This is a genomic window from Streptomyces sp. NPDC054786 (assembly GCF_053611685.1).
Map to the genome: position 1 here is coordinate 1 of NZ_JBSHAW010000065.1, position 23,357 is coordinate 23,357.

25 protein-coding genes and 2 pseudogenes are annotated in these 23,357 nt (G+C 69.4%); 19 read left to right on the top strand and 8 right to left on the bottom strand.

The window, feature by feature from the left end; all coding sequences use genetic code 11:
- Positions 1 to 78: 78 nt before the first annotated feature.
- Genes ACWGI6_RS35485 through ACWGI6_RS35500 form a run of 4 tightly spaced genes read left to right on the top strand, consistent with a single transcriptional unit; the run spans position 79 to position 4,569 of the window.
- Entirely contained in the window at positions 79 to 1,758 is a 1,680-nt protein-coding gene (locus tag ACWGI6_RS35485) for an ATP-binding cassette domain-containing protein (protein WP_435798280.1), read from the top strand.
- Complete coding sequence (locus tag ACWGI6_RS35490) at positions 1,755 to 2,870, top strand: ABC transporter permease (RefSeq protein WP_453271310.1); 1,116 nt, start codon at positions 1,755 to 1,757, stop codon at positions 2,868 to 2,870. Before ACWGI6_RS35485 ends, ACWGI6_RS35490 begins: the two co-directional genes overlap by 4 nt.
- Positions 2,867 to 4,159 carry an ABC transporter permease gene (locus ACWGI6_RS35495; protein WP_030981301.1) on the top strand — a complete coding sequence of 431 codons (1,293 nt, stop codon included), beginning with the start codon at positions 2,867 to 2,869 and terminating at the stop codon, positions 4,157 to 4,159. The genes ACWGI6_RS35490 and ACWGI6_RS35495 overlap by 4 nt, the downstream gene beginning before the upstream one ends.
- The gene (locus tag ACWGI6_RS35500) at positions 4,156 to 4,569 is read left to right on the top strand and encodes a cytidine deaminase (RefSeq protein WP_453271311.1); all 414 of its coding nucleotides are present in this window, start codon (positions 4,156 to 4,158) and stop codon (positions 4,567 to 4,569) included. Before ACWGI6_RS35495 ends, ACWGI6_RS35500 begins: the two co-directional genes overlap by 4 nt.
- A 100-nt stretch (positions 4,570 to 4,669) precedes the next feature.
- Here ACWGI6_RS35500 and ACWGI6_RS35505 read toward each other — a convergent pair.
- Positions 4,670 to 5,051: pseudogene (locus tag ACWGI6_RS35505) on the bottom strand (N-acetyltransferase family protein).
- 107 nt (positions 5,052 to 5,158) lie between these two features.
- Between ACWGI6_RS35505 and cutA the strand changes: the two are divergent.
- Entirely contained in the window at positions 5,159 to 5,482 is a 324-nt protein-coding gene (gene cutA, locus ACWGI6_RS35510) for a divalent-cation tolerance protein CutA (RefSeq protein WP_453271312.1), read from the top strand.
- Between the two features lie 2 nt (positions 5,483 to 5,484).
- Here the strand turns inward: cutA and ACWGI6_RS35515 are convergent, their stop codons facing one another.
- A complete protein-coding gene (locus ACWGI6_RS35515) occupies positions 5,485 to 6,765 on the bottom strand; it encodes an XRE family transcriptional regulator (RefSeq protein ID WP_453271313.1) in 1,281 nt (426 codons plus the stop codon).
- A 556-nt stretch (positions 6,766 to 7,321) separates the two neighbouring features.
- Between ACWGI6_RS35515 and ACWGI6_RS35520 the strand changes: the two genes are divergently transcribed.
- The 6 genes and pseudogenes from ACWGI6_RS35520 to ACWGI6_RS35545 form a co-directional block, all read left to right on the top strand.
- Complete coding sequence (locus ACWGI6_RS35520) at positions 7,322 to 7,768, top strand: hypothetical protein (protein ID WP_453271314.1); 447 nt, start codon at positions 7,322 to 7,324, stop codon at positions 7,766 to 7,768.
- A 98-nt stretch (positions 7,769 to 7,866) separates the two neighbouring features.
- A complete protein-coding gene (locus tag ACWGI6_RS35525; RefSeq protein ID WP_453271315.1) occupies positions 7,867 to 8,202 on the top strand; it encodes a hypothetical protein in 336 nt (111 codons plus the stop codon).
- On the top strand, positions 8,199 to 9,170 hold the full coding sequence (gene tgmB, locus ACWGI6_RS35530; protein ID WP_453271316.1) for an ATP-grasp ribosomal peptide maturase: 972 nt from the start codon (positions 8,199 to 8,201) through the stop codon (positions 9,168 to 9,170). Before ACWGI6_RS35525 ends, tgmB begins: the two co-directional genes overlap by 4 nt.
- On the top strand, positions 9,167 to 10,342 hold the full coding sequence (locus tag ACWGI6_RS35535; RefSeq protein WP_453271317.1) for a methyltransferase domain-containing protein: 1,176 nt from the start codon (positions 9,167 to 9,169) through the stop codon (positions 10,340 to 10,342). Before tgmB ends, ACWGI6_RS35535 begins: the two co-directional genes overlap by 4 nt.
- A gap of 122 nt (positions 10,343 to 10,464) precedes the next feature.
- On the top strand, positions 10,465 to 11,742 hold the full coding sequence (locus ACWGI6_RS35540) for a thymidine phosphorylase (protein WP_453271318.1): 1,278 nt from the start codon (positions 10,465 to 10,467) through the stop codon (positions 11,740 to 11,742).
- 21 nt (positions 11,743 to 11,763) lie between these two features.
- Positions 11,764 to 11,934: pseudogene (locus ACWGI6_RS35545) on the top strand (NUDIX hydrolase); the annotation flags it as partial.
- A gap of 230 nt (positions 11,935 to 12,164) precedes the next feature.
- Here the strand turns inward: ACWGI6_RS35545 and ACWGI6_RS35550 are convergent.
- Positions 12,165 to 12,371, bottom strand: a complete 207-nt coding sequence (locus tag ACWGI6_RS35550; RefSeq protein WP_453271319.1) for a hypothetical protein — start codon at positions 12,369 to 12,371, stop codon at positions 12,165 to 12,167.
- 101 nt (positions 12,372 to 12,472) lie between these two features.
- On the opposite strand from ACWGI6_RS35550, the gene ACWGI6_RS35555 reads away from it, so the two are divergent.
- Complete coding sequence (locus ACWGI6_RS35555) at positions 12,473 to 13,006, top strand: NUDIX hydrolase (RefSeq protein ID WP_453271320.1); 534 nt, start codon at positions 12,473 to 12,475, stop codon at positions 13,004 to 13,006.
- On the opposite strand, the gene ACWGI6_RS35560 is transcribed toward ACWGI6_RS35555, so the two are convergent.
- A complete protein-coding gene (locus ACWGI6_RS35560; RefSeq protein WP_453271321.1) occupies positions 12,984 to 14,330 on the bottom strand; it encodes a hypothetical protein in 1,347 nt (448 codons plus the stop codon). The genes ACWGI6_RS35555 and ACWGI6_RS35560 overlap by 23 nt on opposite strands.
- Before the next feature lie 317 nt (positions 14,331 to 14,647).
- Here ACWGI6_RS35560 and ACWGI6_RS35565 point away from each other — a divergent pair, with 317 nt between their 5' ends.
- The 4 genes from ACWGI6_RS35565 (at position 14,648) to ACWGI6_RS35580 (ending at position 17,121) form a co-directional block, all read left to right on the top strand.
- Complete coding sequence (locus ACWGI6_RS35565; RefSeq protein ID WP_453271322.1) at positions 14,648 to 14,971, top strand: hypothetical protein; 324 nt, start codon at positions 14,648 to 14,650, stop codon at positions 14,969 to 14,971.
- Positions 14,959 to 16,077 (top strand): radical SAM protein, encoded by a 1,119-nt coding sequence (locus ACWGI6_RS35570; RefSeq protein ID WP_453271323.1) that lies wholly within the window; start codon positions 14,959 to 14,961, stop codon positions 16,075 to 16,077. The genes ACWGI6_RS35565 and ACWGI6_RS35570 overlap by 13 nt, the downstream gene beginning before the upstream one ends.
- The gene (locus ACWGI6_RS35575) at positions 16,074 to 16,211 is read left to right on the top strand and encodes a hypothetical protein (RefSeq protein WP_453271324.1); all 138 of its coding nucleotides are present in this window, start codon (positions 16,074 to 16,076) and stop codon (positions 16,209 to 16,211) included. Before ACWGI6_RS35570 ends, ACWGI6_RS35575 begins: the two co-directional genes overlap by 4 nt.
- An 88-nt stretch (positions 16,212 to 16,299) precedes the next feature.
- Entirely contained in the window at positions 16,300 to 17,121 is an 822-nt protein-coding gene (locus ACWGI6_RS35580) for an aminoglycoside phosphotransferase (RefSeq protein WP_453271325.1), read from the top strand.
- Between the two features lie 248 nt (positions 17,122 to 17,369).
- Here ACWGI6_RS35580 and ACWGI6_RS35585 read toward each other — a convergent pair whose 3' ends face one another.
- Complete coding sequence (locus ACWGI6_RS35585) at positions 17,370 to 18,686, bottom strand: MFS transporter (protein ID WP_453271326.1); 1,317 nt, start codon at positions 18,684 to 18,686, stop codon at positions 17,370 to 17,372.
- Between the two features lie 95 nt (positions 18,687 to 18,781).
- On the opposite strand from ACWGI6_RS35585, the gene ACWGI6_RS35590 reads away from it, so the two are divergent.
- A complete protein-coding gene (locus tag ACWGI6_RS35590) occupies positions 18,782 to 19,768 on the top strand; it encodes a LysR substrate-binding domain-containing protein (protein ID WP_453271327.1) in 987 nt (328 codons plus the stop codon).
- Between the two features lie 69 nt (positions 19,769 to 19,837).
- On the opposite strand, the gene ACWGI6_RS35595 is transcribed toward ACWGI6_RS35590, so the two are convergent.
- Positions 19,838 to 20,656 carry an alpha/beta hydrolase gene (locus ACWGI6_RS35595; RefSeq protein ID WP_453271328.1) on the bottom strand — a complete coding sequence of 273 codons (819 nt, stop codon included), beginning with the start codon at positions 20,654 to 20,656 and terminating at the stop codon, positions 19,838 to 19,840.
- 103 nt (positions 20,657 to 20,759) lie between these two features.
- Between ACWGI6_RS35595 and ACWGI6_RS35600 the strand changes: the two genes are divergently transcribed.
- Together ACWGI6_RS35600 and ACWGI6_RS35605 are read left to right on the top strand one after the other, a co-directional pair.
- Positions 20,760 to 21,920 (top strand): adenosine deaminase, encoded by a 1,161-nt coding sequence (locus ACWGI6_RS35600; RefSeq protein WP_453271329.1) that lies wholly within the window; start codon positions 20,760 to 20,762, stop codon positions 21,918 to 21,920.
- 142 nt (positions 21,921 to 22,062) lie between these two features.
- A complete protein-coding gene (locus ACWGI6_RS35605) occupies positions 22,063 to 22,332 on the top strand; it encodes a hypothetical protein (protein WP_393906685.1) in 270 nt (89 codons plus the stop codon).
- A gap of 178 nt (positions 22,333 to 22,510) precedes the next feature.
- Here the strand turns inward: ACWGI6_RS35605 and ACWGI6_RS35610 are convergent, their stop codons facing one another.
- On the bottom strand, positions 22,511 to 22,720 hold the full coding sequence (locus tag ACWGI6_RS35610; RefSeq protein WP_393906686.1) for a PspC domain-containing protein: 210 nt from the start codon (positions 22,718 to 22,720) through the stop codon (positions 22,511 to 22,513).
- A gap of 45 nt (positions 22,721 to 22,765) precedes the next feature.
- Complete coding sequence (locus ACWGI6_RS35615; RefSeq protein ID WP_453271340.1) at positions 22,766 to 23,281, bottom strand: VanZ family protein; 516 nt, start codon at positions 23,279 to 23,281, stop codon at positions 22,766 to 22,768.
- Positions 23,282 to 23,357: the final 76 nt, after the last annotated feature.

Below are 23,357 nucleotides of genomic sequence, written 5' to 3' on the forward strand. Positions count from 1 at the left end.
TGCCGGGCCCGTTCGCCGGGGCGACCCGGCAGCCCTGCCGGCTTTTTTCGGCGCCGACACTACGCGCGTAGCGCGGAGTTGGCGCGATATCGTCACCTCCCCGCTCCTCCTTCACTCCCTGTCCCCCGAGGAGAGTGCGCCATCAAAGCGTCCAGCAGCTCCCAGGCAGACAGCGCCCCCGCCGCAGCACCGGCGGTGGAACTCCGCGGGATCACCAAGCGGTTCCCGGGCGTTGTCGCCAATCACGACATCGACATCACCATCCGCCGCGGCACCGTGCATGCGCTCGTCGGCGAGAACGGCGCGGGCAAGTCCACGCTGATGAAGATCCTCTACGGCATGCAGAAGCCGGACGAGGGCACCATCCGCATCGACGGCGAACAGGTCAGCTTCCACAGCCCGGCCGACGCCATCGCCCGCGGCATCGGCATGGTGCACCAGCACTTCATGCTCGCCGACAACCTCACCGTCCTGGAGAACGTCGTTCTCGGCGGCGAGAAACTGCACGGCATCGGCGGCAAGGCCCGCGCCGAGATCCTCAAGATCTCCGACCGCTACGGCCTCGGTGTCCGCCCCGACGTCCTCGTCGAGGACCTCGGCGTCGCCGACCGCCAGCGCGTGGAGATCCTCAAGGTCCTCTACCGCGGCGCCCGCACCCTCATCCTCGACGAGCCGACGGCGGTCCTGGTCCCGCAGGAGGTCGACGCGCTCTTCGACAATCTGCGGGAGCTCAAGGCCGAGGGCCTGACCGTCATCTTCATCTCCCACAAGCTGGGCGAGGTGCTCTCGGTCGCCGACGACATCACCGTCATCCGGCGCGGCACCACCGTCGCCTCCGTCGTCCCCAGCGAGACCACGCCCAAGCAGCTCGCCGAGCTGATGGTCGGCAGCGAGCTGCCTTCGCCGCAGACCCGCGAGTCCACCGTCACCGACGTGGAGATGCTGAAGGTCCACGGGCTGGGGCTGGTCTCCACCGACGCGGAGGGGGTGGCGCGCACCGTCCTGGACGAGGTGTCGCTGACCATCCACAAGGGCGAAGTGCTGGGCATCGCGGGCGTGGAGGGCAACGGCCAGGCCGAACTGGTCGAGGCCATCATGGGCATGCGCGACCCCGACGGCGGCACCATCGTGCTGAACGGTACGGACATCAGCCACACGCCCACCCGCACCCGGCGCGAGGACGGCATCGGCTACATCCCCGAGGACCGCCACCGCCACGCCCTGCTGCTGGAAGCCCCCCTGTGGGAGAACCGCATCCTGGGGCACGTCACCGAACGGCCCAACGCCAGGGGCCGGCTGCTGGATCTGAAGGCCGCCCGCGCCGACACCAAGCGGATCGTCGCCGAGTACGACGTCCGCACCCCCGGCATCGAGGTCACCGCGGCCTCGCTCTCCGGCGGCAACCAGCAGAAGCTGATCGTCGGCCGCGAGATGAGCCACCGCCCCAAGCTGTTGATCGCCGCGCACCCCACCCGGGGCGTGGACGTCGGTGCCCAGGCGCAGATCTGGGACCAGATCCGCGAGGCGCGCCGCGAAGGGCTGGCCGTGCTGCTGATCTCGGCCGACCTGGACGAGCTGATCGGGTTGTCCGACACCCTGCGGGTCATGTACCGCGGCCGCCTGGTCGCGGACGCGGACCCCGCCACCATCACCCCGGAGGAGTTGGGCTCGGCCATGACCGGCGCCGCTACCGGCCACCTGTCCGTGTCTGACGAGGGCTCCGCCGAGGGTCCCGCGGAGGAGGGTGAGTCCGAGTGAAGACCTTCGCCAGATTCGACAAGAAGAAGGTGATCCTCGGGATCGCCGCCCCCCTCCTCGCCATCGTGGCGGCCCTGGTCATCACCTCGGTGATCATCCTGTTCACCGGCAAGGACCCGCTCCACGCCTACGCCGTGATGGCCGACTTCGGTTCCAAGAGCGACAGCCAGGTCTGGATCATCAACAAGGCGGTCCCGTACTACCTGTCCGCGGTCGCCGTCGCCATCGGCTTCCGGATGAACCTCTTCAACATCGGTGTCGACGGCCAGTACCGCATCGCGGCCTTCTTCGCCGCGGTGGTCGGCGGTGCCCTGACGCTCCCCGGCTTCCTGCAGATCCCGCTGATCATCCTCGTCGCGATGCTGGTCGGCTCGGTCTGGGCGGGTATCGCGGGCCTGCTGAAGACCACCCGCGGCGTCAGCGAAGTGATCACCACGATCATGCTGAACGCCATCGCGGCCGCGGTCATCGGCTACTTCCTCCAGGAAGGCCGGCTCGCGAAGAAGGACGGGAACCTCTTCCACACGCCCAACCTGCCGGCCTCCAGCCACTTCTTCACCATCCCCACCAACCCCAAGCCCCTCGACGGCTTCCTCGTCATCGCCGCCGTCGTCGGCCTCGCGTACTGGTTCGTCCTCAACCGCACCCGCTTCGGCTTCGATCTGCGGACCGTCGGCCAGTCCGAGCCGGCGGCCGAGGCCAGCGGCGTCAGCGTCAAGCGCATGATCGTCACCTCCATGCTGCTGTCCGGCGCCGCGGCGGGCCTGATCGGCATGCCGACGCTGCTCGGTACCTCGTACAACTACGGCACCGACTTCCCCATCGGCATCGGCTTCACCGGCATCGCCATCGCGCTGCTCGGCCGCAACCACCCGGTCGGCATGGCGGCCGGCGCGCTGCTGTGGGGCTTCCTCGAACGCACCGGCACCCAGCTCGAATTCGAGGACTACGAGCAGGAGATCGTCGGCGTGATGCAGGGCGTCATCGTGCTCTGCGTCGTCATCGCCTACGAGCTCGTCCGCCGCTACGGCCTCAGACTCCAGCAGCGGCAGGTCGGCGAGAAGCTCGCCGCCCAGGCCCGCAAGACCGACAAGGCGGAGGTGACCTCGTGAGTTCGAACCTCACGGCCCCGGTCGCGGAGAGCACCGGCCACCAGCACAAGACCAAGCCCCCCAGGATGAAGCTCACCTACCCCAAGGTGCTGCTGATCATCGCCGGCAGCCTGATCCTGCTGTCCCTGCTGCGGATCATCACCGGCGCCAACAACCTGACCGAATCGGGCCAGTACACCGCGGCGCTCAACGCCGCCGTGCCGATCGGCCTGGCAGGTCTCGGCGGCCTGTGGGCCGAGCGCTCCGGCGTCATCAACATCGGCCTCGAAGGCATGATGATGCTCGGCGCCTTCTCGGCCGGCGCGGTCGGCTGGGAGCACGGCCCCTGGGCCGCGGCGCTGGCCGGCCTCCTCGGCGGCGCGCTCGGCGGACTGCTGCACGCCGTCGCCACCGTCACCTTCGGCGTCGACCACATCATCTCCGGCGTCGCCATCAACATCATGGCGCTCGGGCTGACCCAGTTCCTCGCCAAGCTGTGGTTCGGCGCGGACGGCAGCGCGGCCGCGGAGGCCGGCGGCAACGACAAGCAGTCGCCACCCATGCCCGACATGCCGACGTTCACCGTCCCCGGCCTGTCCGACTGGCTCTACTCCGTCGAGCAGCACCACTGGTTCCTGGTCTCCGACGTGGCCGGCATCTGCGGCTCCCTGGTCACCAACGTCTCCTGGCTGACGCTGCTGACCGCCGCCCTCTTCGTGCTGACCTTCTTCGTCCTGTGGCGCTCCTCCTTCGGACTGCGGCTGCGCTCCTGCGGCGAGGGCCCGATCGCGGCCGAATCGCTCGGCGTCAACGTCTACCGCTACAAGTACGCGGCGGTGCTCGCCTCCGGTGCACTGGCCGGGCTCGGCGGCGCGTTCCTCGCCATCTACGTGCACATCTACCAGGACGGCCAGACCGGCGGGCGCGGCTACATCGGCCTCGCCACCATGATCTTCGGCAACTGGCGGCCGGGCGGGGTCGCCATGGGCGCCGGCCTGTTCGGCTTCATGGACGCGCTCCAGCTGCGCGGCGGCGGCCCCACCGTCCACGCGCTGCTGCTCCTGCTCGCCGTCCTGCTGGTCGGCCTCGCGCTGTGGAAGCTGCGCACCGGCTACCGCACCCAGGCCGTGATCAGCCTGGTCTGCGCCGCGCTGCTCGCCCTCTGGTACGCCACCACCGACACGGTCGCGCTGGAGATCGTCAGCGTCGCCCCGTACATCACCACGCTGCTGGTGCTCGCGCTGGCCGCCCAGCGGCTGCGGCCCCCGAAGGCCATCGGCAAGATCTACCGAAGGGGCCAGGGCAAGTGAGCACCGCTCCCGACTGGGAGGCACTACGGCGGCAGGCCCGGGACGCGATGTCCCGGGCCTACGCCCCGTACTCCGGCTATCCCGTGGGCGCCGCCGCCCTCGTGGACGACGGCCGCACCGTCACCGGCTGCAACGTCGAGAACGCCTCGTACGGCCTCTCGCTCTGCGCCGAATGCGGGCTGGTCTCCGAGCTGTTCGCCGGCCGGGGCAGTAGCGGCGGACCCGCGCCCCGCCTGACCGCTTTCACGTGCGTCGACGGGGCGGGCGAGCTGCTCGTCCCGTGCGGCCGCTGCCGCCAGCTGCTGTGGGAACACGGCGGGCCCGAGCTGCTGGTTGACACGGCGGCGGGCATCCGCCCGCTGTCGGAGCTGCTGCCGGATGCGTTCGGGGCGGGGCATCTGGCCGACTGACGCACGAGGGTGGCCGGATCCCGTCCGGTCTGGCCACCCACCCGTCCGGCACCAGTTGCTCGACCTACGCCCTGCTCGGAGCAAACGAGCTCCAGGAGCGTCAGGACCGGGAGAGCTTGAGCGCGAACCCCAGCCCGTCCTCGTTGGAGGACAGGACGACGGTCTCGATCACTTCGGCACCGAGCTCCCGCGCCCGGCCGAGCCCGCGCGCATAGAGCTCCTCCCCGAACCCCTGACCACGATGAGCTTCGAGCACTCGGGCGATCACCGTGACCGTCAGCGTGCCATCGGCAGGCGGGCGCACCGTGCTGCATCCGACGAGTTCGTCACCGGCATACGCGACCTCCAAGTGGTGGCGCTGTGCCCGTTCCCGTACCTCCTCCAGCGAAAGGGAGGTGGGCAGGAATGATCGTGTTGTGGACGTACTGCCAGTCCTGGAGGGCGTCGTCGCCCTCCGGCTGCTGAATACGAAGATCAGACATGGCAGCAGAAGACCCGAGTCCCTTCCGCGCGTCAACTCCGTTTGCCCCCACCGATAGCGACACGAAGCCATCATGCAGGCTTGCCCGCTCGCTACTACAGTCGCTGCATGACTGACTTTCTTCAGGTGTCCACGGCAACGGAGAACCGCGAAGCGGCTGTGAAGCTGGCACAGTCGGTCGTCTCTGCACGGCTCGCAGCCGGGGCGCAGATCGTCGGCCCCGTCGGATCGGTGTTCTGGCACCAGGGCGAGTTCGGCTCAGGCGAGGAATGGCAGCTCGTCCTCAAAATCCGCGCCGACCGCTACGACGAGGTAGAGGCGCATCTGCTCAAGCACCACCCCTGGCAGAACCCGGAAGTCTCGGCAGTTCCGATCGTTGCCGGGGCGAATGCGTATCTGCGCTGGCTGGAGACGACCACGGCACCGGACTGACCTCAGGCCCGGGCCAGTTCCAGTACCTCGGCCACTGCGGGTAGTTCGCGGTGTGAGCTGAGTCGGCGCAGGGTCGGTTCGATGCGTTGGCGTGGGCGCACGGACGCCACCCCGGCCGAGAGTTCCAGGGAACGTCGGGCGGTGATTGCCGCTTGCTCGACTTCTCCGGCAGACATGTACGAGTCAGCGAGCCAAGAGAGGTACAGGCTCTTGTCGCGGGCGTGGGTGTCCTCGTACTTGGCCAGGGCGTCTTCCAATACGGGCACAGCGCGAAGCGGACGGCGCAACTCTGTCCAGCAGCGGCCCGTCATGATCTGAAGTTCGTTGCCGTCAACCCATCCCACCCAATCAGGTTGTGGCATCCCGTCGTGTTCGCTGAGCGCAGTCTCCGCATCGTTGAGAGCTTGTTCCGTCCCGTCCACCTGACCTGCCACGGCGCAAGCCCACGCAAGGCGTTCATGCATAAGTGCACGAACGCCAGGTGGGGCGTCGGGGCCAGCAGTCCGGCATGCAGTGCGAGCGATCTCGATTCCTGCTTCCCGGTCCCCACTGACCTTCTGATACGAGAGGAAGGCCAAGGCATTGCCTGCGAGGGCGGTATCTCTGGCCTGGGTGGCAGCTTGGTAGCTTTCCTCGTACAGGCTGCGGGCATCGGCATGGTTGCCTCCGTCGAATGCGGCCCACCCCGCCTGCTGCGCTTGTTCGGCCAGCACGGAAAGGAGACCGAACCTCGTTTCCTCGCCGTATTCGCAGTCTCGGATCAGGCGTTTGGTGGCCAGTAGCTCTCGGAGATAGACGCGGTAGGTGTCACCCCCACCCAGAACGTCATCAAGGCGTCGCAGTCGTGCCGCGCGCTTTCGCAGCAGGTCGGGGACGGTGCCGCCGATACGTCGACCGGCGCTGATGTGGCTGAACTCTGGCAGACCGACGGCCAAACCAGCGCCAGTCGATGCCTTGAAGAATTCCCTACGCCGCACTGTGTCTTCTCCGTCCAGGCTCTCGGTGATGGGGTGTGCGGACACGACGGGTGGGCGGTCAGGTTGCGTGATCGACTCCCACGAGCGGGGAGCGAGGCCGAGCATTCCACCCGGGATGCGTAGCGCGTCTGCGATCCTGGCGATCTTTTCGAAGGTCGTGACGCTGCCGTGACCGCGCGCCAGAGCGCCAACTCGTTCGGGTTTGATATCGCATTCAGCCGCAATCTTTGAATAGCTGATTCCGGCCTCGTTGCGTGCGATATGGAACACCGTGCCGAAATCGTGAGCCGCAATCGCGGCTCTCACATCGTTCCGGCTGAGTAAGCCTCGCGGTAACGCTGTGGTCGGTTGGTAAGCCGTCATGGAGGGTCCCGTCGCGCCTGCTGGTGACAGTGTGCCGCAATGGTCTGAACAGCAGCCTACCCATGATGGGGATACCCACGGATGGGAAGACGACTGCTTGCCATGGCGCGACAGTTGCGGCGAAGAGACCCCCGCGACCGTGTTGGGACGGCCCGGGGGGATGGCCAACCTGAGGAAAGCAGGTCGACATGCCGAACTGTATCGCCCAAATCTTCGAGCTGCTGTTGCGATTGTTGCTTCCCAGGGAGGCCCGTCACCGTGCGGCCGCCGGGCGCTCGGCCGTCCGACACCAAGGGCTTACGACCTTGCTGCCCCGTGTCTCCGCACACTCGGTGTTGCTGAGCGGTGAGAACGCGCCCCTGATCCGCCCGTACGTCCTCACCCCCGAGGAACTGCAGAAGCGACGATTGCAGAGTGCACGGGAGCGGGCGCCGTGGCGCGGAGTGCACCGGGCAGAATCTGGCCCCCTCCGGATTCACGGTATGGAGGCGGCAGGCCGATGAGTCCAACCGACACCCCGCGGCTCCTGCCCTGGTCGAGCGCGGACGGGAACCCGTGCTTCCTCGTAGGCGACGGGACCGGGTACGTGTCCCGTATCGCCGACGAGATGGAGGCGGCGCAGCTGGACTCCGCCGGCGAACTCATCGAGGAAGCGTGCCGCATCCTTGCCGCCCGGACGTGGACTCCCGGAGAAATTCACCTGCTGGCCGTGGAGTTGACCAGCTCCCTCGTCGATGTGCGCCGCGTGGCGGAGAGTCGGGGCGCACGTCTGCCCGTGCCGGACGATGACGGGCCCGATGCTGATGAGGGGCCCAGTGACCACGACATCAATGGCGAGGACAGAGGGCTGCGGCTTCCGGCGGAGGCGTTTCGGATGATCCGGGCGCGGTGCGCGTGGGCAGACGGTCGCGGCTCCGCCGACGGGCGGAGGAGACCTGGACGGTAGGTGCGTCAGCGGGGCTGTACCGGCTGCTTGATGTACGTACGCGCACTTCCCATTCACCGAAACCCACCCAACGACAGAAGTCGAGAAAGGGGAAGCAAATGCCCACCACAGTTGAGGAGTATCGGCCTGCCGGGGCGGTACTCGACGCTCCCGAACTACGGCTCCCGTTGAGCACCGACGGCGCCGCATCCATGCCGGAGCTGTCGGATCACGAGGGACCGGTGCCGTTCGGGTTCCGGTTCCTCACCCCTGTCCCGGCCACCGGAGGCATTCTGCCGAGCGATGTCGATTACGACGAGGAGTCCCAGACCGGCGTCTACGAGGACCTGCCGCCCGGCGTCTACATGACCAAGAACCCGCCGAAGACCTACGGGCCGACGGCGCCCACGGGCCAGATGGACGCTCCGGACGACCCCGGACCGAGCGACGCATGATGACGGGCGCCGGACACGTTCTCATCCTGGCGGGTCGCTTCGACCCGACCTGCGATCTGGTGGTTGAGGAGTTGAACCGGCGCGCCGTGCCCGTCTTCCGGGCAGATATGGCCGAGTTCCCGTTGAGTCTCACGCTTGCCGCGAGCCTCAACGGGAACCGCTGGCACGGCACGCTCAACAACGACCGCCGCACGCTCGACCTCGCATCGGTCCGCTCCGTCTACTACCGCCGACCGACCCGCCCGGCGTTTCCTGAGCAGATGGCCGCCGAAGCCCGCAAAGTCGCCGAGCGCGAGGCCCGGTGGGGCTTCGGCGGACTGCTGACGGCCTTACCGTGCCGGTGGCTGCCCCCACCGGGAAGGGCGGCGGATGCCGAGTACAAGCCGCTGCAACTGCGTGTCGCGGCCGAGGTGGGACTGAGCGTTCCCCGCACCCTCATCACCAACGACCCGCATGCGGCAAAGGACTTCGCCGACTCCCTCGGCGGCCCCCTCATCTACAAGCCGTTCTTCCCTGTGCGCGGCACCGTGCACGGGCAGACTGCTGCCGTGTACGCGAGCATCGTCGACCCCGAGGACCTGCCGCACGCGGACATCGCCGGCACCGCCCATATGTTCCAGGAGTGGGTACCCAAGGCGTACGAGGTGCGGTTGACCGCCGTGAACGGCCGGATCTTCGCGGCCGAGATCCACGCCGGCTCGGACGCTGGCCACATCGACTGGCGCAGCGACTACGACAGCCATACCTACCGGATCTGTGACCCGCCTCCCGAGGTGGCCGCCGGGGTGCATCGCATGCTGGACCGCCTCGGCCTGTCGTACGGCGCGTTCGACTTCGTGGTGACGCCGGACGGGCAATGGCGTTTTCTGGAAGTCAACCCGAGCGGACAGTACGGATTCATCGAGCAGGCGACCGGACTACCGATAACGGCCGCGATGTGTGACTACTTGGAAGGGACCGGGCCGTGACGAACATCCTTGATGACGAACGGCACTTGATCCGGGCGCGCGTCTCGCTCACCCAGCAGATCGACCGGGGGAGCGTGATGCTGGCGTCACCGCTGGTGGAAGCGTTTCTCAACGTCCCCCGGCATCCCTTCGTGCCCGTCTTCTACCGGCGCGAGGGCGAGCGGTTCATCCCCTGGCGGATCACCGACGGCGACGCGGAGGCATGGCTCGACGCCGCGTACACGGACGACTCCCTCATCACCGAAGTGGACGGCGTACACGCTGAGCAAGCCGGCCCCGGCGGAGTGACCGGCGTACCGACGTCGTCCTCGACCGCGCCGAGCCTCATGGCGGACATGCTCGACGCCCTCGACGTGAACGAAGGGGACGAGGTCTACGAGGCAGGCGCCGGTAGCGGCTACAACGCCGCGATGCTCTGCTACCTCGCCGGTGACAAACACGTCACCACCGTGGACCGCTCCGACGCCCTCACGGCCCTGGCCCGCGAGCGGCTCAACGGCATCGGCTTCGACCCGCTCGTGATCCACGGCGACGGCGCACGGGATGTCGCGCCCGACATGAGGTACGACCGCATCATCGCCACGGCCTCGGTGCGACGCGTCCCGCCGTTGTGGCTGGAGCGGTGCCGTACCGGTGGCATCCTGGTCGTCCCCGTCAAGGGCACGCTCGCCGGCGGAATGATCGCCCGGCTCACGAAGCTGCCGGACGGGACGGCGGCCGGCCGCATTCTGCACACACCCGCCGCTTTCATGCCGCTCGAGAGCGGTACCGAAGTCGAGGCGCAGGTACCCGAGATCCGCGACCGCCCATGCCGTGAGGCTGAGCTCTCCGGGCGGGTCCTGGATGACTGGACGTTTTCGTTCTTCGCCCAGCTTCACATGCCCCGCTCTCTCGTCCGGACGTACGGCCGGAACGCCGACGGTCTGCACATCACGACGCTGTATGACCCGGCGGACGGCTCGGCCACCCGCATCGAGGACATGCCCGAGGCGACGCCGCTGGTGACCTCCACCGGACCGCGCGACCTGTGGGCACCGATGGAAGAAGCCCACCAGCTGTGGCGGCGACTCAACCGGCCACGACGCGAGTGGTTCAGCATGGAGGCCACCCCCACCGAGCAGACCGTGACCTACACGGAGCCGGACGGGCACACCCACCGCTGGACGCTCTAGCCGACACCAGCGACGGGACGCCCCACCCCTGGGCCCGTCCCCAGGGGCGGTGCCCCCGCCGCCCTGGCCACCCCACCGTCTATGCGTGTAGAACGGACCTACCCGTTCGAAAGGAACCCTCCATGGACGTCATCTCCGTCATCCGCGCCAAGCGCGACCGCGGCGAGCTGACCCCCGATCAGATCGACTGGGTCATCGACGCCTACACCCGCGGCGAGGTCGCCCACGAGCAGATGTCGTCCCTCGCGATGGCCATCTTCCTCAACGGCATGAACCGCACGGAGATCGCCCGCTGGACCGCGGCGATGATCGCCTCCGGCGAGCGCATGGACTTCTCGTCGCTGCCCCGCCCCACCGCCGACAAGCACTCCACCGGCGGCGTCGGCGACAAGATCACCCTGCCGCTCGCCCCGCTCGTCGCCGCCTGCGGCGCGGCCGTCCCGCAGCTCTCCGGCCGCGGCCTCGGCCACACCGGCGGCACCCTCGACAAGCTCGAAGCGATCCCCGGCTGGCGCGCGACGCTCTCCAACGCCGAGATGCTCGACGTCCTGCGCGACGTCGGCTCCGTCATCTGCGCGGCCGGCGACGGCCTGGCCCCCGCCGACAAGAAGCTCTATGCGCTCCGCGATGTCACCGGCACCGTCGAGTCCATCCCGCTGATCGCCTCCTCCATCATGTCCAAGAAGATCGCCGAGGGCACCGGCTCCCTCGTCCTGGACGTCAAGGTCGGCTCCGGCGCCTTCATGAAGGACCTCGACAACGCCCGTGAACTGGCCGCCACGATGGTCGAGTTGGGCACCGACCACGGCGTGCGGACGGTCGCCCTGCTCACCGGCATGGCCACCCCGCTGGGCCTGACCGCCGGCAACGCCCTCGAAGTCCGCGAATCCGTCGAGGTACTGGCCGGCGGCGGCCCGCAGGACGTCGTCGAGCTGACCCTCGCCCTCGCCCGCGAAATGCTCGACGCGGCCGGCCTGAAGGACGCCGACCCGGCCAAGGCGCTCGCCGACGGCTCCGCCATGGACCACTGGCGCCGCATGATCGCCGCCCAGGGCGGCGACCCCGACGCCGCCCTCCCGGTGGCCCGCGAACAGCATGTCGTCACCGCCTCCTCCTCCGGCACCCTCACCACCCTCGACGCCTACGCCGTCGGCCTCGCCGCCTGGCGCCTGGGCGCCGGCCGCGCCCGCAAGGAGGACCCGGTCCAGGCGGGCGCCGGCGTCGAACTGCACGCCAAGCCGGGCGACACGGTCACCGCCGGCCAGCCCCTGCTGACCCTGCACACCGACACCCCGGAAAAGTTCGCCTACGCCCTGGAGGCCCTCGACGGCGGCGTCCTCGTCGGCCCCGAGGAAACGGCCTTCGCCGCCACGCCCGTGGTGCTGGAACGTATCGCCTGACCTGCTACGTCTTCCGGCCGACGGGCCGACGGGCCGACGTACGAGGGTCCGCCGACCGAGAAGAACGAGTCGGACCGGATCGACTGGGTCCCGCCGGCCGAGGTCCGGGGCATGATCGACCGGCGTGAGATCGTCAGCAGCGGTTCCCCCGTCGGGCTGCTCTACGTGCTCATGGACGAGGCGATCCGCTGACCCGGCGGGGCAAGGGCTCCCGGAAGCGGGGGTGTCGAAAGCCACCGCGGCCGGCTCCCGGCGGAAGGGCTCTACCGGGAGCTGCAGAAGGTGAAGGGCGGCGAGGAGATCCAACTCCCCGTCCCCGTCGCCGTCCCTTTTGGCAGCTGACGGCGCGGAACAGCAACGCAGGACGAAGGGCCCGCCCCACCAGGACAGGTGGTGGGACGGGCCCTTCGGACTGAGGGGTGTTACGCGGCCTTCTCCAGGTGGAGCAGGCGGCGTTCGGCCACGGCCTTGCGGGTGGCGTAGAGGGTGACCGAGGCGGCGCCGACCATCGCGGCGAGGCCCAGGAGGACGGTGCCCTCCCAGCCGACGGCGTGGAAGGCGGCGGCGCCGAGTGCACCGCAGGAGCGCTCCCACCCTGCTCGGCTCAGAACCTCCTCGATCGTCTCCAAGTCATCACTGTATTCGTCACTGTGACGTGAATTCTCCCGAATCCGGCTGCAGTTCAGCCCGGCTCTGCGATGCTGGAGGCCGATCGAGAGGGGCCGCAGCGATGCAGTGGAAGATCCACGGGGAACGTCCGATCTACGAGAACAAGTGGGTGAACCTGTGGCTCACCGACGTCGAGACACCGGACGGACACCGCTGGGAACACCACGTCGTCAAGCTCCGCCACCTGGCCGTGGCCGCGGTCGTGAACGATCGCCGCGAGGTGCTGATGATGTGGCGGCACCGCTTCATCACGAACACCTGGGCGTGGGAGCTGCCCATGGGGCTGGTCGAGGAGGGCGAGACCCCGGCCGATGCGGCGGCCCGTGAGGTATTGGAGGAGACCGGCTGGCGCCCCGATCCCGTCAAGCCGCTGATCTACGCCGAGCCGGCCAACGGCATCACCGACTCCCAGCACTACGTCTTCCGGGCCGACGGGGCGACGTACGAGGGTCCGCCGACCGAGAGGAACGAGTCGGACCGGATCGAGTGGGTCCCGCTGGCCGAGGTCCGGGGCATGATCGACCGGCGTGAGATCGTCAGCAGCGGTTCCCTCGTCGGGCTGCTCTACGTGCTCATGGACGAGGCGATCCGCTGACCCGGCGGGGCAAGAGTTCCCGGAGCCGGACCTCGAAAGCCACCGCGGCCGGCTCCCGGCGGAAGGGCTCCAACTGCTCGTAGAACTCCCGAAGGTGCCCGGCCACTCGTTGCGAGCTGACGGCCGCCGCAGGGGCCAGCGCGTCCACGGCTGTGTGGCACGCTTCGTCGAGCTTTCCGCGTTGAAGCTGGGTGCGGGCCAGCCAGATGGCGTGGAAGGCGCGGCCCCGGTGGTTCGATCGGTGTTCGCGGCGTAGGGCGTCCGCGATCAGGGGTTCGGCAAGGGCGGCTTCGCCCAGACGGCCGTGGGCGATGCCGGTGTCCACGATCAGCTTCGGCTCGTCGAAGTAGGCCACCCAGGCCGGGTCCGGATCGTTGGCACTGATCCGGCTGAAGCAGGTGTGGGCTTCCGAGATCGCGCTATGGGTGGCCCCCTGGTTCCCGAGGGCGGCGTGGGCGAAGGCTTCGCGCATCGCGAGCATGGCCAGCACGCGCGGTGTCGTTCCCTCAGCGTCTCGGGCCTGGTCCTCGGCCGCTGTGACGAGTGCGAGGGCGTCCCCGGGCTTGTCCTGGTAGGTGGCCTGGAGGCTCATGCAGGCGAGCACATTGGCCATGAACTGGCGGTCGTCCACCGCCTTGGCCAGCCCGAGGGCTTCGGTGAAGTAGGCGCGTGCCTGGTTGTACTGGCGGGCGTCGAAGTAGGTCCACCCGGTGAGCCGAGCCAGCTCGGCCGCGATGCTGTGCAGGCCGTCTCGCATGGGGGTGAGGCGCTGCTCCTTGAGGAGATTGACGACGTAGCGGAGCTGACCGACGACCGCCGGCCGTAAGGTCTCGCCGCCGTGCTCGTCGTCCCGGCGCCAGTAGTCCGCAATCGACGACTGCAGCGCGTCCAGCGTCGAGGGGCTGAGGTCTCGATCGGCCGCCAGGGCGAGGATGCTGTCCACGTCCGCTCCCGGCAACCCCGCCGCCAACGGCTCGTCCACCGGTGGCGGCGTTTCGATCGGTTCTCGTGGCGTGATGGCCAGGCTCTGCGGGGTCTCCCACGCGCGCCGGGCCAGGCCGAGCATGTGCCCGGGGATGCGCAAGCCGTCTGAGATCCGCTCGATCACGTCCATGTGCGAGAGCTGTCGGCGTCCGGCGATCACCTCGCCGACACGGCTGGGAGTGAGATCGCAGCGTCGCGCGATCATCGACGGGTAGATGCCTGCTCGCCTCTTGACCAGCTTGAAAATGCGGCCGAAATCTCTGAGCCGACATGCCTCGATCATCACCGGATCCGTGAGCAGGCTGACCGGGAGTTCCTTCGAACGGGGTGGCTCGGGCATCGGGCACGCTCCGGCGCTAGAACTACGGATCGCTGCTCTTGGTCAACCGTGGGTGATGTTACCCAAGTTGGGTAATCCCCTTGGCCTTTCTGGCTCGACCCGCATATCGCGATGCTCCTGACCATGGCGAACGGACAGGACGACGTACGGATGACGCTGCGGGTGTCGCGCGACTCCGGCCGGACGTGGGGGCTCCTCACGGAGGTACGCGTGGGCGCGGACCCAGTGGTCCCCGATAACCCCGGCGGTTTCCCGCCGTGTGCGTGCGGCCGGTGCACGGAGCCGAACTCTGCCGGCTCCCTCCGGATGGTGTCGTGATGAGGTGCCCGCACTGGCGTCGGCTGCCCCTGGACTCGGCACGGGAGGCGCGGGAGAGGTCGGCGTCGGGATTCGCCGACAGCGTTGTGCAGTGCCAGCTGTCCGCACACGAGGACGGTGAGCACTACGGCCTCCTCGACGATCTGGAGTACGGCACCGCGTTGTGGTTCCTGTGGTGCGGGACCGACATGGATCTGGTCGTGCTGCCGGACTGTCCGGTGGCCGGTCCCGGCCCCGACCGGGAGGGCTGCTGCCTGTTCGCCGACCACGCTGAACAGCACACCTGGGAAGACACCGTGGAGGAGGTCTCGTGCACCAGCTGATCGTGAGTCCGCACAACGGCAGGTTCCTCGTCGCCCGCCCCGGTGCCCGTGCCGGGATGCAGATCCCCGGGGCGATGTACGGGCAGCTCGCCTCGATCGCCGAGAGCAGCAGCCCCCTGCCGGTTTGGCTCCTCAACGGCGCCCGCACCGCCTGGGGCCTGGACCTGGCGGGCCTGCCCATGCGGGATGCCGTCCTGGTACGCCCTGAGACCCGGCTCGGCTACGGCCGCGCCACGTACGAGATCAACAAGGGCTGCAACTTCAACTGCGAGCACTGCTACCTCGCCGAGCGGAAATTCGAGGGCCTGCCGTGGGAGGGCAAGGCTCGGCTTCTGCACCTGCTGCGGGATGCCGGGGTGCTGTGGCTGCAGTTCACCGGCGGTGAGCCGCTGATCGACAGCGACTTCATGGACGCGTACGTGCTAGCCCACCGGTCCGGGATGCTGATCGAGATCCTCACCAACGGCTCCCGGCTTCACCGACCCGAGGTCATCGAGATGCTGCGGGAGCTGCCACCGCACAAGGTGACCGTCTCCCTCTACGGCGCGACGCCCGACAGCTTCGACTCCCTCACCCGCAAGCCGGGGGCATTCAAGCAGGTCGAGAAAGGGCTCATCGCCGCGCGAGGGGCCGGGATCGCACTCGAACTGGCGCTGATCATCACCAAGCACAACGCGCACGAGCTGGACGCCATGCGGGCCCTCGCCGACCGGTACGGGGCCGGCCGCACGGAGTACGGGACGATCTCCCCCACGTACTCGGGCACTCCCGAGCCCCTGGCCGCGCAGGCCCCCGGCTTCCTGGACAAGACCAGCGTCTTCAAGGGCTGCCCCGCCGGCCACACCTTCTTCCACGTCGACCCGCACGGACTGGCGACCATGTGCAAGGTCGGCCGCGAGAACCCCATCGACCTCATGACCGAGGGCCTGGCCGGACTCCTCCGCCTGCCCGGCATCGCAGATGCCCAGATGCTTCGCACCGGTGGCTGCGGCGGCTGTCAGCTCTCCGGCACCTGCCGGGTCTGCCGACCGCTCGCCAAGGCGTACCAGGAGGCGAAGGCACCACTGAACACGTACTGCCAGCACGGAAGAGAGGAAGCGCAATGACCACTGTCATGGTGGAGATCAGCCCCCGGCTGCCGGTCCAGGAGGAATCCGAGGGAGTAGTCATCCTGGAGGACCTGGAAACCCTGACCGAGGGCGCCGTCCCGGGCTGCAATGAGGACAACCCGTACCGGTAGTCATCCAGTCGTACAGAACCGCGGGGGCTTCGTGGCGTTCTTCCGTCCGAAGCCCCCGCACCACTGGCCCGTGGAAGAGTGAGGTCCCATGGCGACCACCCGCATCGGTCTCGACGGGCTGCCCAGCACCGCACGAGCCGCCGTCGAGCAGCACACCGGCCCCCTGCTCACGGTTGTGGAGGTCACTGAGGGCTTCAACAGCGAGATCGCCGCCCGGGTCACCTCCGCTACCGGGACCTGGCACATCAAGGGCCTGCGCACCGACCACCCCCGCGCGTGGACCCAGTGCCGAGAAGCAGCCACCGCCCCCTTTCTCACCGGGGTCGCTCCCGCGCTCCACTGGCGCGTCGAGACCGCCGGATGGAATCTCCTCGGCTTCGAGGCCTTGGACGGCCACCATGCCGACTACGCGCCCGGCTCCCGCGACCTCCCCGAAGTCGCCGCGCTCCTGCGCCGCCTCGGCGATATCCCGTGCCCGGACATCGATCTGCGGCACGCCGAGCAACGCCTGGAGCGCTACGCCGCTCACCCCGACGACCTCCGCTTCTTCGCCGGAGGCCACTTCCTGCACACTGACCTGAACAACGCCAACGTGCTCGTCAACGACTGTGCCTCACAAGGTGATCGGGCACGCCTCGTCGACTGGGCCTGGGCCACGCGAGGAGCCGCCTGGCTCGACGCCGGCTACTGGGTCATCTGGCTCATCGCCTCCGGCCACACCCCCGCCTCGGCGGAGCGCTGGGCCGCAAAGATGCCCGTATGGCACACCGCACCGGCCGAGGGCATCACCGCCTTCGCCGCCGCCAACCGCAACGTCTGGGACGAGATCAGCACCGCCGACCCCCACCCCTGGACCCTGCGCCTGGCGGTCGCCGCGGCCACCTGGCACGACCACCGCGAGGGTGCCTGAACCGGATCTGACGCGCGGGTGCCCGAACGAGCAGGGGAAAAGCCGTGCAGGGTGTCGGCCCCGCTACTGCTCGGTCGCACGGCAAGCTCCCCGAGCCCTTCGGCCTGACCGTTGGTACCAGCGTCTTCCCTTCCGGCACCGTCTGGCGGCGCAGGACTCGCCTTCACCAGGACGTGGATCTCCCGGAGCGACGAAGGACCCGCCCCACCAGGACAGGTGGTGGGACGGGCCCTTCGGACTGAGGGGTGTTACGCGGCCTTCTCCAGGTGGAGCAGGCGGCGTTCGGCCACGGCCTTGCGGGTGGCGTAGAGGGTGACCGAGGCGGCGCCGACCATCGCGGCGAGGCCCAGGAGGACGGTGCCCTCCCAGCCGACGGCGTGGAAGGCGGCGGCGCCGAGTGCACCGCCCAGGCTGCTGCCGACGTAGTACGCGCACTGGTACAGCGCCGATGCCTGGGCGCGCGCCGTCTTGGCGGTGCGGCTGACCGAGGACGAGGCGACCGCATGGCCCGCGAAGAAGCCCGCGGTGATCAGGATGAGGCCCGACAGCACCGCGGCGACGGAGTCGGCGAGGGAGAGCAGCAGACCCGTGGAGGTGGTGCCGACGGCCAGGTAGAGGGCGCCGCGGCGGCCCGTCCGGGCGACCAGCTTGCCGGCCGCGGCCGAGGAGACCGTACCGACCAGGTAGACCACGAAGATCGAACCGACGATGCCCTGCGGGAGGTTGAACGGCTCGGACACCAGGCGGTAGCCGATGACCGTGTAGACCGCGCCGAAGACCGTCATGAACAGCCCGCCGATGGCGTAGAGACGGCGCAGCAGCGGGTCGGCGAGGTGGCCGCCGAGCGTACGGGCCAGCGCCCGCGGGCCCACCGAACGGGGCGCGAAATGCCGGGCCTTGGGGACCAGCAGCCGGAACGTCACCGCACACACCACGGCCAGCACACCCACCGCGGCCAGCGCGGCCCGCCAGCCCCACGCCTGGGCGACCCAGCCGGTCACGATCCGGCCGGACATCCCGCCGATGCTGTTGCCCGCCACGAACAGTCCGATGGCCGCCACCAGCGCCTTGGCGCGTACCTCCTCGGCCAGGAAGGCCATCGCCGACGCCGGCAGTCCGGCCAGCGCGACACCCTGGATCCCGCGCAGCGCGATCAGCACCCCGAGCGACGGGGCGAACGGCACCAGCATCGCGATCAGCGCGGCCACCGAGAGGGACACCGTCATCAGCGTGCGCCGCCCGAAGCGCTCGGACACCGCGCTGAGCGGGATCACCCCGAGCGCCAGGCCGAAGGTGGCCGCGGACACGGTCCAGCTCGCCTGGTCCGGGCTGACCCCGAGGTCGGTGGAGATCGCGGGCAGCAGCGCCTGCGTGGAGTAGAGGAGGGCGAAGGTCGCCACTCCGGCGGCGAAGAGGGCAAAGCTCATCCGGCGGTAGCCGGGGCCGCCCGGCCGCAGCTTGCCCGACTCGGGGTCGGGAGCGGCGGAGGAAGAAGAGTCAGTGGACGACTGGGGAGAGGCGGCCGCACGGTCGGTGACGGACGCCCCGGTATCAGCGGGAGGCATGCTTCGAAGGTAGGCCGCCAGGTTTCATGCGTCCAATGCATAGAAACGGCATAATCGATGCTGTGACACATGATCCCAGGTCGCAAGGGCCGCTGTTGCAAGGTCGCAACAGAAAAGAAGGTGCCGGGGCGAGGCCGCGGGCCGGCGCGGAGGCGGGGGAGGCGGCCGAACTCGGCGTCGACTCGTGGGCGGTGACCCTCGCCCCGCGGCTCGCCCAGTTCACCGCCGTCGCCCGGCACGAACACGTCACCCGCGCCGCGCTGGAGCTCGGCATGCCGCAGCCGACGCTCAGCCGCGCCCTCGTCCGCCTGGAGGACGACCTCGGCGTCGCCCTCTTCGCCCGGCACGGCCGTACCCTCTCCCTCACCCCGGCCGGCCGCGCCTTTCTCGCCGCCACCGAGCGGGCGTTGACGGACCTGGAGCGGGCCACGGAGTCCGTACGGGCCGATGTCGACCCGGCCGCCGGGAAGGTGGCGTTCGGCTTTCTGCACACCCTCGGCTCGGAGACCGTGCCCGGCCTGATCCGCAGCTTCCGTGCCGACCACCCGCGCGTCCGCTTCCAGCTCGTCCAGAACTACGGCGAGGCCATGATCGAGCGGCTGCGCGCCGGTGACCTCGATCTGTGCCTGACCTCGCCGGTCCCGGACTACCCGGACCTGGTCGCCCGCCGGCTCGACGAGCAGAAGCTGCGCCTGGTCGTCCCGGACGACCATCCGCTGGCCGGCCGTAAGCGGGTCCGGCTCGCGGAGGCCGCCGGCGAGCTGTTCGTCACCCTCGAACCCGGCTACGGGCTGCGCCGGATCACCGACGCACTGTCCGCCGAGGCGGGCTTCACCCCGCGGATCGCCTTCGAGGGCGAGGAGGCCGAGACCCTGCGCGGCCTGGTCGCGGCCGGCCTGGGCGTGGCACTCCTCCCGCCACCCGCCGTGCCACGCCCCGGAGTCGCCGAACTGACCGTGACGGCCCCCCGCGCGGTCCGCGAGATCGGCGTCGCCTGGCTCGACGGCCATCCGGACACCCCACCGGTCGCCGAATTCAAGAAGTTCCTGCTGAGCCGACGGGGGCGGTTGCTGCCCAGGTGACGGGTGGGCTGGGGGAGTGTCGCGGCGGTCAGTGCCTCACCGCGCTCAGTACCTCAGTACCTCAGTACCTCAGTACCGCAGCGACGCCCCGAACCCCGCGGCCAGTGGCATGCGCAGGCCCAGTGGGGGTGGTGCGGCCAGGGCGTCCTTCACGGGTCTGGCGTAGTCCCGGGCGAACAGGGAGCCGAGCATGAAGTCGGCGGCGAGGGCGAGGACTTCGGACCGGTGCTGGTGCAGTGAGTGGCCGTCGGAGTGCACCTCGAAGCGGCAGGTGTCGCGGTTGACCTTCTTGGCGCGCTCGGCGTAGCGGTAGGACAGATCGGGGTCGGTGCGTTCGTCGTTGGTGCCGTGGACCAGCAGGACCTGCCGGCCGATGAGCTGTTTCACCGGGTCGGGCCGCTCGCTGTCCTGGCCGGGGCCCGGCAGCCAAGGGGCCAGTGCCATGACGGAGTTGACGGCGGGGTGGCCCGCGGCGTGCAGGGCGGCGCGGGCGCCCATGCCCGTGCCGACGAGGCAGACCGGGACATCGCCGTAGCGGCGGACCACCTCGTCCAGGGCCCAGGCCGCATCCCGTGCCGGATGGGCGTCGGGCCCGTTCCAGCCGCTGCAGCGGTAGCGCACGACATGGGCCGTCAGGCCCTCAGGGCGTCCCGCCTTCGCCAGCCGGACCGCCAGTGGGCGCACCGCCAGTGCCGCCACCGGCGATGGCCGCCGTACCCCGGTCGGCCCGCCCCCGGGCAGTAAAAGGGCGACCCCGCTCACCTCCCGGCCAGTGCTTCGACCGCCACCACCCCGCCACCGGAGCGCCTCGCGCGCCCCTTCCTTGCCGGCCGTTCCCAGCGGTTTTCCCAGCCGGGCCTCGCGCACCGGCAGTGCTTGCTGAGCCATGACCAGAACGATGGCAGAAGGTGGGGTGCCCGCCACCCCGTGGACGGGTCACTGTTACGTATCGTTCGATGAGATCTACGCGCGTAGGGGCTAGAGTGCCGAGATGACGAGCGAGACCACCACACTCCCGACCAGTGAACAGATCCGCCGTGCCCCCAAGGTGCTGCTCCACGACCACCTCGACGGCGGCCTGCGCCCCGCCACCGTCGTCGAGCTGGCCCGCGAGAACGGCTACGAGGGACTGCCCGAAACCGACCCGGAAAAGCTCGGGATCTGGTTCCGTGAGGCCGCTGACTCCGGCTCGCTCGAGCGCTATCTGGAGACCTTCGCGCACACCTGCGCCGTCATGCAGACCCGCGACGCACTGGCCCGGGTGGCCGCCGAGTGCGCCGAGGACCTGGCCGCGGACGGTGTGGTCTATGCCGAGGTCCGGTACGCGCCCGAGCAGCACCTCGAACAGGGGCTGACCCTCGAAGAGGTCGTCGAGGCGGTCAACGAGGGGTTCCGCGAGGGCGAGCGGCGGGCCCGGGAGAACGGCCACCGCATCCGCGTCGGCGCCCTGCTGACCGCGATGCGGCACGCCGCCCGCGCCCTGGAGATCGCCGAACTCGCCAACCGCTACCGGGACACCGGCGTCGTCGGCTTCGACATCGCGGGCGCGGAGGCCGGTTACCCGCCCACCCGTCACCTCGACGCGTTCGAGTACCTCAAGCGGGAGAACAACCACTTCACCATCCACGCCGGTGAGGCCTTCGGGCTGCCGTCCATCTGGCAGGCCCTGCAGTGGTGCGGCGCCGACCGTCTCGGCCACGGTGTCCGGATCATCGACGACATCGAGGTCGCCGACGACGGCTCGGTCAAGCTCGGCCGGCTCGCCTCGTACGTACGGGACAAGCGCATCCCGCTGGAGATGTGCCCGACCTCCAACCTCCAGACCGGCGCTGCCCCCTCCTACGCCGAGCACCCGATCGGCCTGCTGCGCCGACTGCAGTTCCGGCTCACGGTCAACACCGACAACCGGCTGATGAGTGGCACGAACATGTCCCGGGAATTCGAGCACCTGGTCAAGACATTCCGATACACGCTCGATGACATGCAGTGGTTTACAGTCAATGCGATGAAATCAGCGTTCATTCCTTTCGATGAACGTCTGGCCATGATCAATGACGTCATCAAGCCCGGTTACGCGGAACTGCGGGCCGAATGGCTGTTCCGTCCGCAGAGCACAACTGCCCCTGTGAGCAGCGCTTCTGACCCCGCGTGAGCACATGACGCGAGCCTATAGCGCAACGGCCGGTGGAATGTCCACCGGCCGTTTTTTCCTTCGTCGTGGCTGTTTGCGGCGCCGGTTGCCGCATCACTAGGTTGATTGGCCGGTCAAGCCCCCATCACGAGGACGTAATTCGATGAAGCAGGGAACCATCAAGACTCTCGGTACCGTCGCGCTCGGTGCCGCTTTCGCCGTCACCGCCGCTGGCGTCGCCAGCGCGGCACCGGCGGTCGGCGCCTCCGACACCACCGGGGTGCTGAAGAGCCTGCCGGTGAAGGACGCCGCCAAGACCGTCTCCGGGCTCACCAAGTCCAAGTCGGCCGGCAACAAGGTCAAGACCAAGCTCAACTCCCAGGGCAACAAGCTGCTGGGCGGCCTGCAGCCCGGCAGCCTCCTCGGCGGCTGACGCCGGACGCGGCCCGTCCACAGGGGACGGGCCCTGCGTCACGCCCCGGCCGTACGCCCTTGCGCGTACGGCCGGGGCATCGTCCTGTGCGGCCGGACAGCCAGACAGCCGGGCAACCGGGCGGCGGGCGGAGCGTCGGATCAGTGGCGCGCGCCGGGCAGCCGGTCGGCGGTGCGGGTCACCAGGCGGTGGCGCCGGTGGCCTTCCCCTCCGAGGGGAGGAGTATCCACAGCGCCAGATACAGCAGGAACTGCGGGCCGGGGAGCAGACACGACACCACGAAGAGCACGCGCATCGTCGTCGGGGTCGTACCGAAGCGACGGGCCAGGCCCGCGCACACTCCGGCGATCATTCGGTTGTTGCGGGGGCGGACCAGTGCGGCGGCCATGAGGGCGACTCCTTTTCGACTCTGTGGGGCGTTTGCCCCGATGTCTCAAAGGTAGGTCCGGCTGCCGGAGAGAGCATCAGCCTGCGGGGCCAGTTCAACCCTGGGGATTGTCGGGGTCGCGTCCCCGAGATGCCCGTACCGGCGACGCAGCCGGCAGCGCGCCCCGGGGACGACCGCCAGGTGCACCACGGCCACCCCGAGGGTGCCGAGCAGCACCGAGTCGATGTCCGGGACACGGCCGGGTACCCCTGACTGCAACAGCTCGATGGCCAGCGCGATCATCGCTCCGGCGAAGACGGTACGGGTCAGGGACACCAGAGGTGAAACGTTCAGTCGGCCCGCCGAGAGGGGCAGCAGCACCCCCAGAGGGGCCAGCAGCAGCACCGAGCTGCCCAGGTGCTGTACGACCTCCCAGGACGGGCCGTGCGCCAGCTCGGCCCGGATGGTCGCCAGCGGTTCGAGGTTCGCGGCGGGCACCCACGGCACCGTACGGGGACGCAGCGTCAGCCAGCCGACGGTCAGCAGATGCGCCACGAGGAGGAGAAGTCCGGTGACGCGCATACGGGGGGCGGCGGTGGTGCCGGGGCCATGAGGCTGCACACAGGCCAGGACGCCGGGAGCGGCGGCTGCGGTTCCG